Below are 9,996 nucleotides of genomic sequence, written 5' to 3' on the forward strand. Positions count from 1 at the left end.
TTTGAAACAAAAACAGCCGAAAACCTGTGTTTGGATTTCGGCTGTTGGGGAAGGGCTTTTTTGCAAAGGTCTCCGATTGTGATTGAGGATGATGTTTGGATCGGACGGCGCGCGATTATTATGGGCGGTGTCCGAGTAGGCAAAGGAGCGGTTATCGGCGCAGGGGCTGTGGTAACTAAAGATGTGCCGCCGTATTGCGTCGCTGCTGGGAATCCTGCGGTCATCAAGAAGAACCTGTTAGAAGATTAAGTACACACATCACGGTTTTCAACCAGATATAAAAAGGTCGTCTGAAAATGTTTTCAGACGACCTTTTTATATCAAATCAAATTAGCCGCGGCGCCAAGTTGTACCGCCGGCGTTGTCTTCCAGAATGATTTTGTGTTTGTTCAGAAGGTCGCGGATACGGTCGGATTCCGCCCAGTTTTTATCCGCGCGCGCTTGTTTGCGGCGGGCGATCAAATCGTCGATTTCCTCGTTGGACAGGCCGTCTGAAACCGCGCCGCCTTGCAGAAACTCAATCGGATCACGTTGCAGCAGGCCGATGATGCCACCCAAAGCTTTCAGGCAGCCGGCGAGGTGCGCATCATTGGTTTTGTTCACTTCTCCTGCCAGCTCAAACAACACGGCAACCGCTTCGACCGTACCGAAATCGTCGTTCATGGAGGCGTAGAAGCGGCGGGTGTAGTCGTTGGCGTTTTCAGATAAATCAAACTCAGCCGCAGGAGTGTTTTTCAACGTGGTGTACAGACGGGTCAGTGCGCCTTTTGCGTCGTCCAAATGCGCGTCGGAGTAGTTCAACGGGCTGCGGTAGTGGGCGCGCAGGATGAAGAAACGCACGACTTCAGGGTCGTATTGTTTCAACACTTCGCGGATGGTGAAGAAGTTGCCCAACGATTTGGACATTTTTTCGCCATCCACGCGGATAAAGCCATTGTGCAGCCAGTATTTGACGTGGCTGGCGATGCTTTGACCGTGATGGGTTTGCGCGTGGTCGTGGCCACAGGTATGACCGCTGGCACCGACGCTTTGGGCGATTTCATTTTCATGGTGCGGGAACTGCAAGTCCGCGCCGCCGCCGTGAATATCGAAAGTATCGCCGAACAGGTTTTCACTCATGGCAGAGCATTCAATATGCCAACCCGGACGGCCGTTACCCCAAGGGCTTTCCCATGCAGGTTCGCCTGCTTTGGCCGCTTTCCACAATACAAAATCAAGCGGATCGCGTTTGAAACCGTCCACTTCTACACGCTCGCCTGCACGCAGGTCGTCCAACGATTTGCCCGACAATTGTCCGTAAGCGGAAAACTCGCGCACGGCGTAGTAAACGTCGCCGTTTGCGGCAGGATATGCCTTGCCGTTTTGAATCAGGGTTTCAATCATGGCAATCATTTGCGGAATGTTTTCCGTCGCCTTCGGCTCAATATCTGGACGCAATACGCCCAAAGCATCGGCATCTTCGTGCATAGCCTGAATGAAACGCGCGGTCAGTTCGCCGATGGTTTCGCCGTTTTCAGCCGCGCGGGCGATGATTTTGTCGTCGATGTCGGTGATATTGCGCACATAAGTGAGCGGATAACCGCACTCGCGCAGCCAGCGGGCAATCATGTCGAACACAACCATCACGCGGGCATGACCTAAATGGCAGTAGTCGTAAACAGTCATACCGCAAACGTACATACGCACGTTTTTAGGGTCGATGGGGGCGAAGGGTTCTTTTTGGCGGGTGAGGGTGTTGTAGATGGTTAGCATATTCAATAGGTTATTGTGATGATAATATATTTTGATGACGAATCAGATTAAACTGCTGGCGGACATGGCTTTCGCCATATTTGCTTTCTAAGCGTTTGACAATAAAATGTCCGCGAGCGATGTCTTGATAAAAATCAGTAAACATGACGTTTAGGGTTGCACCTGCAACTGCACCGATGCCAGGAACTAATTGCGCTGCCACTTTTTCGGTAAGCGGAACGCCCAAACGTGTGGCAACAGCCTGAATGATTTGAGCTAATGCTTTGCCGATAGCCGAAGTGTCAATCACTTTGGCAGTTGTACCCTGTGTCAAAACAAGTAGTTCTTTTGAGGTTACGTTCATGATTTGGCTCAATGCGATACGGCTGGCATAATAACCGCTTTCAGCGCTGTCATCATCTTTGTCTTCATTGACGGTAAAACCGAAGACGGCAATACATTCCAATTTGGTTTGGTAATCGTTGATGTTGAAACCTTCACTGCGTGCTACGTCCAAAATGGAACGCATCATAATGGCGGTGGAAATTGGCAACTCGGCTGCCAAAGCAGTGAAGCCGAAAAAACCACCAACCGCACCCGTTACGCCTGCCATTAATTTATGAGTTTTAGTAGAGGCTTCAGTTTTCTCACTATTCATAGTGGATGCACTGGCATCGAATACTTTATGCAATGCTGTCTGAATAATTTGATTAACTTTGTCTGCCGCACCTTTGGGTAGCTTGTCTAATAGGTACTCCACAGGCGAACCGACTATTGCCGTCATTTTGGCAGTTAATGACGGACTGGTCAGCAGGGCAACGGCTTGTTTCAATTCGTCAAAATCCTGTTGCACCATAGGTGTGTCGTTTGAAGAAGAAACAAATATATTTTCTGGATTCATCAAATTTTCCTTTGTTTTTATTTTTGGGTGGGATTTCACGCAGAAATGCCACCTGAAACTTTATTCAGCCTGTAAAACGTTAGTATTCGTTTTTGGCTGATTTGCCACAATTTCGGCTTTTGCCGCTGCCTGCTCCGCTTCGGCTTTTTCGGCTTCGATGCGTTTTTTCTCGGTTAGGTATTGGTTGATTTGGTGTACCAACTCCTGTGTACCTTGGTGGGTCAGAGCACTGATTTGGAAGAGGCGCGGGGTTTCCATGTCGAATTGGAAGCGGTCGTCTGGTTTGGGGTAATCCCAGCCGATGGCTTCGAGGAAGGAGGCGGTGCGTGCTTGGGCTTCTTCTTCGTCGAGCATGTCGAGTTTGTTCAGCACCAGCCAGCGCGGTTTGCCGTAGAGTTCTTCGTCGTATTTGCGTAATTCGTTGATGATGGCGAGGGCTTCTTCTGCTGGGTTGACGGCTTCGTCGAAGGGGGCCAAATCGACGACGTGCAACAGCAGGCCGGTGCGCGATAAGTGTTTGAGGAAACGGTGGCCTAGGCCTGCGCCTTCTGCCGCGCCTTCAATCAGGCCGGGGATGTCGGCCATGACGAAGCTGTGGTTTTCGTCGATGCGCACGACGCCTAAATTCGGATGCAGGGTGGTGAAGGGGTAGTTGGCGATTTTTGGACGTGCGGCGGATACGGCGGTAATCAGGGTGGATTTGCCGGCGTTGGGCATGCCTAACAAGCCGACGTCGGCGAGGACTTTAAGCTCGAGTTGCAGGGAACGGGTTTCGCCTTCTTCGCCGGGAGTGGATTGTTTGGGCGCGCGGTTGACGGAGGATTTGAAGTGGATGTTGCCCAAGCCGCCTTTGCCGCCTTTGGCAAGGCAGACGCGCTGGCCGTGGTAAGTCAGGTCGGCGACGATTTCGTCTGTATCGAGGTCGCGGATGAGGGTGCCGACGGGCATTTTGAGGACGATGTCGTCCGCACCTGCGCCGTAGCGGTCAGAGCCGTGGCCTTTTTCGCCGTTTTTGGCTTGGTAGCGTTTGACGAAGCGGTATTCGACGAGGGTGTTGGTGTTTTCGTCGGCTTCTGCCCAAACGCTGCCGCCTTTGCCGCCGTCGCCGCCGTCAGGGCCGCCGCGGGGTACGAATTTTTCGCGGCGGAAACTGGTTGCGCCATTACCGCCTTTGCCTGCGGCGACTTCGATTTTTGCTTCGTCGATGAATTTCATGGTGTTCTCTTATGGGTATTCGGTTGTTTCAGACGACCTTTGTTGATAGAGGAGCTTGGTGTCTGAACGGATAAAATGTTGCTTATTATAAAGGATATTTCGGTTTTAGGCCGTCTGAAATGTGGTTTCAGACGGCCTTGGATTTATTGGGCGAGGGCTTGGTCGATTTCTTGGTAGAGTTGGGTGAAATTGGGTTCGCCAACGTAGGTTTTAAGGATATTACCGTTTTTGTCGATCAGGACGGAAGTCGGGTAAACCTGTGTGCCAAAGGCTTTTGCGGCCGTTTTGTCGGCATCGTACATGACGGTGAAAGGCAGGCCGTATTCTTTGACGTACTGATGGACGTTTTCGATAGGGTCGATGGGCTGGGCAATGCCGAGGACTTGGAAATTTTTGCCTTGATAGTCTTGGGCGGTTTTGATGATTTTAGGCATCTCGCTCACGCAGCCGGGGCAGGAGGGAAACCAGAAGTTGATGAGGGTAACTTTGTCTTTCAAATCGGAGTTGGTAATGATTTTGCCTTGCAGGTCGGGCAGGGCAAAATCAGGGGCGGCTTTGTTGCTGGGGATAAGGACGAAGGCAAGAAGTGCGCCGATCGTGGCAACGACAAGGAGTGTGAGTATTTTTTTCATGATGTAAGGTTTTGAATTGCGTGTGCTAAGGTTTGGGGAACGCTGATGCTGCGGCCGCTTTCGCTGCTGACGGGCATAAGGGTAACTTCGGCTTCGATGGCGGCTTTGCCGTTGGGCAGGGTCGCGGTTTGGCTGAGGATGATGTGGCGTGTGCCGATGTCTTTCAGACGGCCTGTGAAGGTTAAAACATCGCCTTCGAGCGATGGGCGGCGGTAGCGGATATCAACGCGTGCAACAATGAGCATGATGCCTTTGAGTTCGGACAGAAGGTCATGCTCTTGGAAAAACGTCCAGCGTGCTTCTTCGAGAAATTCGAGATAGCGCGCATTGTTGACGTGGCCGTAGCCGTCGAGGTGGTAGTTGCGGACGGTCAGTTTCATCAGTTGAGATTGATGGGTTGGAACTCTTCGCGTGCGATTGGTTCGTGTTCGAGGTCGGTAATCACGGTGGAGAGTTGGATGTCGAACCATTCGTTGAAAATGTCGGCGTCCAAATCAGGCCATTCGCTTTCGTCTTCGCACCAGTCGGCCAATTCGGCAGCAAAAATATCTTCGAAACGCGCTTCGATCTCGTCCCATACTTCGTCGGCGGTTTCGCACGGGCGAACGAGGTAGGAATTGGCATCGGCTTGGATATCTTCAAGCGTCAGGCCGTCCAAGTGATTGCCGGGCAGGGATTTCAGCCAGTTCCAAAAAGGATCGAGGGGGATGAGCAGGAAGACGCTGCGGTTGACTTCGTACATGGTGTTTTCCTTGGTTTCTGTATAGTTGAATGATATAGCAAAGGTGGTGGACTGGCTATCTTTTGGGGGATAAAGGCCGTCTGAATTTCAGACGGCCTTTATTTTTGGGAATAATCAGGGATTTTCTGATGGTGTTTGATACAGGGTTTGGGGATTGGCTGTATCGGGGATTTCTGCCGGAGCAGATTGGGGGGGTGCTACCGGTTCGGAAGTGGCATTGCTGTCCACTAAGTCATCAATGTCGATGTTGTCGTCTTCGCTTTGAGGGAGCGTGCCGCCGGTTTGTTGGCTGCGGACTTTCATGTAAAGGTCGCGTGTGTAGCTGTATTTGTCGATGGCTGCGCCTTCGAGGCTGTCGGTCAGGTCGAGGAGCTCTTCGCGGGTGTTGATGGCTTGCTGGCCGGTTGTACCCCAGCGTCCTGCGCTGGTGTGGAAGATGGCATTTTTAACCGGATAGACGGTGGTAATGGCGTTGCCGACGGTATCGCGTACGGTAGACGGGCCGAGCAGGGGGACGACGAAGTAGTTGCTGTTTTTCCAGCCCCATGAGGCGAAGGTGTCGCCGAGGGTGTTTTTATTGCTGGGTACGCCGCCTGCACCGGCTACGTCGATTAAACCGCCAAGGCCGAAGGTGGTGTTGATGCCGACGCGGACGAGGTCTTCGCTAGCGCGTTTGATGTCAAGGCGCAACACGTTGCTGCCGAAGCTGACAACATCGCGCAGGTTGTTGAAGAAGTTGCTCACGCCGGTACGCACCGGTTTGGGCGTTACTTTGCGATAGCCGCGTGCTACAGGGGAAAGGACGTATTTGTCTGCTTTGTCGTTGAACTTGGAAACGGTGCGATTGTAGCCTTCGTAAGGGTCGGCCGGATTGCGTTCGGCAAGTGCGGGAGCGGAGGCAAGGCTGATGATGAGGCAGAGGGAAGCGGTGGTTTTTTTCATGATTGCAACCAGTCTTTGATTTCGTAAAGTTCGGCCAGTGCGCGGACGGAATCGGGAATGTTTTGAATGGTCGGTTTTTTGTCTGTCCGGCGCAGAGCGTTGAGCAGCAGGGAAACGCAGGCGGAATCTGCTTTGCCTACTTGGCTGAAGTCTATGCTGTCTGTTTCTTTCAGACGGCATTGTTGTTCGTAGCGCGCAAAGGCGGAGGCAGTCAGGGTTTTGACGGTAACGTCGCCGCTGATGTAGAGCGTGCCGTTGCGGATTTCTGTTTGCATGGTGTCTTTATGATGTAAGGCACCATGCCGTCTGAACATCAGGCGGCATGGTGTGTGGGTGGATTATTTACCGCCGTTTTTGGCTTTCAAGTCGGCAATCAGGCCGTCGATGCCTTTGGCTTTGATGGTTTCGCCGAATTGGTTGCGGTATACGGTAACCAAGCTTGCGCCTTCGACTGCGACATTGTATGCGCGGTATTTGCTGCCGCTTTGGTAGGTGGTGAAGTCCATGTTGACCGGTTTTTGGCCGGAAACGTTGATTTCGGCGCGGACAACGATTTCTTTACCGCCTTTGTTTACGACAGGGTTGTCTTTGATGTTGACCTTGGCGTTTTTGAATTTCAGCATGGTGCCGGAGTAGGTGCGGATCAGCAGGGTTTGGAACTCTTTGGTCAATGCTTGTTTTTGTGCGTCAGTTGCAGTGCGCCATGGGTTGCCGACGGCCAACGCGGTCATACGTTGGAAGTCGAAGTAAGGGATGGCGTAGGCTTCGGCTTTTTGGCGTGCGGTGTTGGCATCGCCGCTGTTGAGGATTTTCAGCACTTGAACGGAGTTTTCACGGATTTGGTTAACTGCGTCTGCAGGTGCGGCAAATGCCATGCTGATGCTTAATACGCCGATGCTCAATGCGCTGATAAAAGAAGTTTTTTTCATGATAGTGTCCTGAATATTGAGTGGATATGTGTTTATTGTTCGTTTTGACCGGCAGATTCACCATCTGCGTTTTTCTCGGCAAAGCTGGTCATGAATTTGCCGATAAGGTTTTCCAAAACCATGGCGGAGCTGGTGACGGTAATGGTGTCGCCGGCCGCCAAAGAGTCGGTATCGCCGCCTTGCTGCAGGCCGATGTATTGTTCGCCCAACAGGCCTGAAGTCAGGATTTGTGCAGAAACGTCGCTGCTGAACTGATATTGGCTGTCCAGATTGAGGGCGACTTTTGCCTGATAGGATTTAGGGTCAAGCTGAATGGAGGCAACGCGGCCCACCAGTACGCCTGCGGATTTGACCGGAGCGTTGGTTTTTAAGCCGCCGATGTCGCTGAAATCGGCATAGACGGTGTAGGTTTGAGAGGATTTGCCGAACGATTGTCCGCCGGCGGCGCGGAAGGCGAGAAAGCCGATGGCGGCTGCGCCCAATAAGACAAACAGTCCTACCCAAAATTCCAAAGCATTTTTTTTCATGTGCTATTGTCCTTGTTTCATTCTTTTTAAGTGTCGTTTCAGACGGCCTTTAGTCGGTAAACATCCACGCGGTCAAAATGAAGTCGACGGCGAGGATGGTCAGGGCGGAAGACACTACTGTGCGTGTACTGGCGCGCAAAATACCTTCGGAAGTCGGTACGCAGTGGAAGCCCTGATGTACGGCGATCAGCGTAACGGCTACACCGAAAGCGGCGGATTTGATTAAGCCGTTGAGTACGTCGTAATGGAAGGTAATGTTGTTTTGCATTTGCGACCAGAAAATACCGCCGTCCAAACCCAGCCATTCGACGCCGACCAAATACGCGCCGTAAATACCGGCAACGTTGAAAATCGATGCCAGCAAAGGCATGGAAAACACGCCCGCCCAAAAGCGCGGCGCAACCACGCGTGCCACGGGGTCGACCGCCATCACGTTCATTGCTTCAAGCTGCTCGGTGGTTTTCATCAAGCCGATTTCGCTGGTCATGGCACCGCCCGCGCTGCTGGCAAACAGGATGGCCGCCAATACGGGACCTAATTCGCGCAACAGGGAAGCGGCAACCATATAGCCCAAAATATCGGCGGATTTGAATTTTGCCAGCTGCGTATAGCCTTGCAAGCCCAATACCATACCGACAAACAGGCCGGACACGGCAACAATCAGGACAGACAACACGCCTGCAAAGTAAACCTGGCGGATGCTCAGGCGCGGGCGAGCGAACGCCGTACCTGATTTGGCCAGGATATGCAGGAAAAACAGCGTAATGCTGCCCAGCGATTGGATGAAGCCGAGGGTTTTTGCCCCGACGGAACGGATAAAATTCATAGGTTTCAGTTGATTGGTTAAATGGTTTTCAGACGGCCTTGTTTAAGCTTCAGGCCGTCTGAACATCAGCCCAGCAAGTCTTGTTTTAAAGTCGTTTGCGCCGGATAGCGGTATGCGACAGGGCCGTCTGCCAAACCGCCGACAAACTGGCGTACCCAAGGCGAGTCGAGTTCGCGCATTTCTTTGGGCGAGCCGGAGAACATGATTTCGCCGTGTGCCAAGAAAATCACTTGATCGACGATTTCCAGCGATTTTTCGATGTCGTGCGTTACCATCACGCTGGTTGAGCGCAGGGCTTTGTTGGCACGGCTGATGAGGTGGGCGATGACGCCCAGCGAAATCGGGTCGAGGCCGGTAAAAGGCTCGTCATACAACATGATTTCAGGGTCGAGCGCAATCGTACGCGCGAGGGCGACGCGGCGCGACATACCGCCGGAAAGCTCGGAAGGCATCAGATTTTCAACACCGCGCAAACCGACTGCATTCAGTTTCAACACCACTAAATCGCGGATGACCGCTTCGGGCAAATCCGTCAGCTCGCGCATAGGGAAGGCGATGTTGTCGAAGACGGACAAGTCGGTGAACAATGCGCCGTGTTGGAACAAAACGCCCATGCGGCGGCGGTGTTCGTACAGCTCCTGCGCCGAAAATGCAGCTAAATCGCGCCCTTCAATCAGCACTTTGCCCGATTGCGGGCGGATTTGACCCGTAATCAGGCGCATCAGCGTGGTTTTACCGCTGCCTGAACCACCCATTACGGCGGCGAAATTGCCTTGTGGAATGCTGAAGTTGATGTTGTTCAGAATAGGACGGTCGCCATATGCGAAGGCAACGTCTTTCATTTCGATGAAGGGTGTGGAACTCATGCAGGAGAGGGGTGTCAAAAAATGTATTTTAATTACGGGTATTGTAAAGGGTATTGGATATTCGGGCAATTTTCAGACGGCCTGCGCTTAAGAATAACGGGTAAAAACGTGTGAAAGAATGCAGAAGCGTTGGTGCTACGGTCGTTTTGTCGCGTGTTGTGTCAAACATACAGACGGCTTTGTAGGTATATTTGTATAGAAATACAAAAACAACTGAATCAAATCTAATAAAAATATTTTTATTATCAAATATCAATACTTTTTTTGGGGGGGGAGCTTAGACAGGAAACAGCTAATCCAATATCTATATTGAATTCTTTGTGAAAAGAAAGAATAAAACATCGATAAATTTCCTTTTCTCTCTCTTATAGAGTTATAAGGATATTTCTTTAATCTCATTATTTTGCTCTGTGCCTAAAGCGTCCTGTTGGTCCATACATTTCCCCCGTTATGAGTCTGTTTTCATCCATATAGTTTCAAATTTAGTGGGATACGGACTTAGCTAATGGGCTTAAATCAACGAATAGAAGGAACTCCTCCATTTTTAGAAACAAATATAGGCCAATTTCCAATAATAGATTTGTTTATATCCATTGTTTCTAAATATTCTTTTGACTGATATGGGAAAACCCACCCATCATCATTTTCTCGTACATGAGATTCAACTATTAACAACGAAATTCCC

The 9,996-nt window shown here is 51.3% G+C and carries 14 protein-coding genes and 1 pseudogene; 1 reads left to right on the plus strand and 14 read right to left on the minus strand.

Going from position 1 to position 9,996, the window contains the following annotated elements; genetic code table 11:
* The coding region (locus tag HMPREF3139_RS02360) for a DapH/DapD/GlmU-related protein (RefSeq protein ID WP_283127003.1) at positions 1-249 on the plus strand (249 nt) is incomplete at its 5' end.
* An 81-nt stretch (positions 250-330) separates the two neighbouring features.
* Here HMPREF3139_RS02360 and cysS read toward each other — a convergent pair.
* The 14 genes and pseudogenes from cysS to HMPREF3139_RS10470 form a co-directional block, all read right to left on the minus strand.
* On the minus strand, positions 331-1,752 hold the full coding sequence (gene cysS / locus HMPREF3139_RS02365; protein ID WP_070460229.1) for a cysteine--tRNA ligase: 1,422 nt from the start codon (positions 1,750-1,752) through the stop codon (positions 331-333).
* 10 nt (positions 1,753-1,762) lie between these two features.
* A complete protein-coding gene (locus HMPREF3139_RS02370) occupies positions 1,763-2,632 on the minus strand; it encodes an EcsC family protein (RefSeq protein ID WP_070460231.1) in 870 nt (289 codons plus the stop codon).
* 60 nt (positions 2,633-2,692) lie between these two features.
* Complete coding sequence (obgE, locus tag HMPREF3139_RS02375) at positions 2,693-3,847, minus strand: GTPase ObgE (RefSeq protein ID WP_070460233.1); 1,155 nt, start codon at positions 3,845-3,847, stop codon at positions 2,693-2,695.
* Between the two features lie 143 nt (positions 3,848-3,990).
* Positions 3,991-4,479: a peroxiredoxin family protein gene (locus HMPREF3139_RS02380; protein WP_070460236.1), complete on the minus strand. Its 489-nt coding sequence runs from the start codon at positions 4,477-4,479 to the stop codon at positions 3,991-3,993.
* Positions 4,476-4,859, minus strand: coding sequence for an acyl-CoA thioesterase (locus tag HMPREF3139_RS02385; RefSeq protein ID WP_070460238.1), 384 nt, complete (start codon positions 4,857-4,859; stop codon positions 4,476-4,478). Before HMPREF3139_RS02385 ends, HMPREF3139_RS02380 begins: the two co-directional genes overlap by 4 nt.
* A complete protein-coding gene (locus HMPREF3139_RS02390; RefSeq protein WP_003681812.1) occupies positions 4,859-5,221 on the minus strand; it encodes a hypothetical protein in 363 nt (120 codons plus the stop codon). The genes HMPREF3139_RS02385 and HMPREF3139_RS02390 overlap by 1 nt, the downstream gene beginning before the upstream one ends.
* A gap of 114 nt (positions 5,222-5,335) precedes the next feature.
* Positions 5,336-6,163: an MlaA family lipoprotein gene (locus HMPREF3139_RS02395; protein WP_070460240.1), complete on the minus strand. Its 828-nt coding sequence runs from the start codon at positions 6,161-6,163 to the stop codon at positions 5,336-5,338.
* Positions 6,160-6,438, minus strand: coding sequence for an STAS domain-containing protein (locus tag HMPREF3139_RS02400; RefSeq protein ID WP_036493932.1), 279 nt, complete (start codon positions 6,436-6,438; stop codon positions 6,160-6,162). Before HMPREF3139_RS02400 ends, HMPREF3139_RS02395 begins: the two co-directional genes overlap by 4 nt.
* A gap of 63 nt (positions 6,439-6,501) precedes the next feature.
* On the minus strand, positions 6,502-7,092 hold the full coding sequence (locus HMPREF3139_RS02405; protein ID WP_070460242.1) for an MlaC/ttg2D family ABC transporter substrate-binding protein: 591 nt from the start codon (positions 7,090-7,092) through the stop codon (positions 6,502-6,504).
* Positions 7,093-7,124: 32 nt separating this feature from the next.
* The gene (gene mlaD, locus HMPREF3139_RS02410; RefSeq protein WP_070460244.1) at positions 7,125-7,619 is read right to left on the minus strand and encodes an outer membrane lipid asymmetry maintenance protein MlaD; all 495 of its coding nucleotides are present in this window, start codon (positions 7,617-7,619) and stop codon (positions 7,125-7,127) included.
* Positions 7,620-7,668: 49 nt separating this feature from the next.
* A complete protein-coding gene (mlaE, locus tag HMPREF3139_RS02415) occupies positions 7,669-8,445 on the minus strand; it encodes a lipid asymmetry maintenance ABC transporter permease subunit MlaE (protein WP_063069091.1) in 777 nt (258 codons plus the stop codon).
* Between the two features lie 65 nt (positions 8,446-8,510).
* Entirely contained in the window at positions 8,511-9,311 is an 801-nt protein-coding gene (locus HMPREF3139_RS02420) for an ABC transporter ATP-binding protein (protein ID WP_070460246.1), read from the minus strand.
* 205 nt (positions 9,312-9,516) lie between these two features.
* Positions 9,517-9,710 (minus strand): annotated as a pseudogene (locus HMPREF3139_RS11360) (hypothetical protein); the annotation flags it as partial.
* Between the two features lie 117 nt (positions 9,711-9,827).
* On the minus strand, positions 9,828-9,996 hold a 169-nt coding region (locus HMPREF3139_RS10470), incomplete at its 5' end, for a YrhB domain-containing protein (RefSeq protein ID WP_283127004.1).

Origin of the sequence: Neisseria sp. HMSC15G01 (genome assembly GCF_001808255.1) — a bacterium.
GTDB classification, from domain to species: Bacteria; Pseudomonadota; Gammaproteobacteria; order Burkholderiales; family Neisseriaceae; genus Neisseria; species Neisseria subflava_A.

What these genes read in the sequence shown, in the direction of transcription:
- HMPREF3139_RS02385 (WP_070460238.1), bottom strand. Translation starts at nt 4,859, where the DNA reads ATGAAACTGACCGTCCGCAACTACCACCTCGACGGCTACGGCCACGTC.
- mlaD (WP_070460244.1), bottom strand. Translation starts at nt 7,619, where the DNA reads ATGAAAAAAAATGCTTTGGAATTTTGGGTAGGACTGTTTGTCTTATTG.
- HMPREF3139_RS02370 (WP_070460231.1), bottom strand. Translation starts at nt 2,632, where the DNA reads ATGAATCCAGAAAATATATTTGTTTCTTCTTCAAACGACACACCTATG.
- cysS (WP_070460229.1), bottom strand. Translation starts at nt 1,752, where the DNA reads ATGCTAACCATCTACAACACCCTCACCCGCCAAAAAGAACCCTTCGCC.
- obgE (WP_070460233.1), bottom strand. Translation starts at nt 3,847, where the DNA reads ATGAAATTCATCGACGAAGCAAAAATCGAAGTCGCCGCAGGCAAAGGC.
- HMPREF3139_RS02400 (WP_036493932.1), bottom strand. Translation starts at nt 6,438, where the DNA reads ATGCAAACAGAAATCCGCAACGGCACGCTCTACATCAGCGGCGACGTT.
- HMPREF3139_RS02405 (WP_070460242.1), bottom strand. Translation starts at nt 7,092, where the DNA reads ATGAAAAAAACTTCTTTTATCAGCGCATTGAGCATCGGCGTATTAAGC.
- HMPREF3139_RS02390 (WP_003681812.1), bottom strand. Translation starts at nt 5,221, where the DNA reads ATGTACGAAGTCAACCGCAGCGTCTTCCTGCTCATCCCCCTCGATCCT.
- HMPREF3139_RS02420 (WP_070460246.1), bottom strand. Translation starts at nt 9,311, where the DNA reads ATGAGTTCCACACCCTTCATCGAAATGAAAGACGTTGCCTTCGCATAT.
- HMPREF3139_RS02380 (WP_070460236.1), bottom strand. Translation starts at nt 4,479, where the DNA reads ATGAAAAAAATACTCACACTCCTTGTCGTTGCCACGATCGGCGCACTT.
- mlaE (WP_063069091.1), bottom strand. Translation starts at nt 8,445, where the DNA reads ATGAATTTTATCCGTTCCGTCGGGGCAAAAACCCTCGGCTTCATCCAA.
- HMPREF3139_RS02395 (WP_070460240.1), bottom strand. Translation starts at nt 6,163, where the DNA reads ATGAAAAAAACCACCGCTTCCCTCTGCCTCATCATCAGCCTTGCCTCC.